Here is a 535-nt window from a genome sequence, read left to right on the forward strand (position 1 = left end):
CTAACCAGACGCCACAAGGGTTTGCGGGCAGGCGCTGGGCTTAAGTGCACTTTCTGTTCCGTTGCTCCCCAAACCCCGATATCACCCAGGTCGACAAACTGCTGCACGGTAACGAGAACGTCGTCTGCGCCGATGCCGGCTACACCGGCGTCGAAAAGCGCCCCGAACATGCGGGCCGCGAAGTGATCTGGCAGGTCGCAGCACGCCGCAGCACCTACAAGAAGCTCGATAAACGCAGCGCCCTGTACAAAGCCAAGCGCAAGATCGAGAAGGCCAAGGCACAAGTGCGAGCGAAGGTCGAGCACCCGTTTCGAGTGATCAAGCGCCAGTTCGGTTACGTGAAGGTGCGCTTCCGTGGCCTGGCCAAGAACACCGCTCAGCTGGTGACGCTGTTCGCGCTGTCGAACCTATGGATGGCGCGCCGACATTTGCTGACTACCGCAGGAAAGGTGCACCTGTAATGCGGAAAATGGCTGCTGCGAGGTGCTCGCGGCGGCCAAAAACGGAGAACTGAGCGGGTTACCTGGTCGATTTT

Annotated in this window: 1 pseudogene; it reads left to right on the plus strand. The window is 59.8% G+C overall.

From position 1 onward, the window contains the following. Positions 1–77: 77 nt before the first annotated feature. Positions 78–461, plus strand: a pseudogene (locus ACW4TB_RS27525) (transposase); the annotation flags it as partial. Between the last annotated feature and the right edge of the window lie 74 nt (positions 462–535).

This window comes from Lelliottia jeotgali (genome assembly GCF_977070485.1).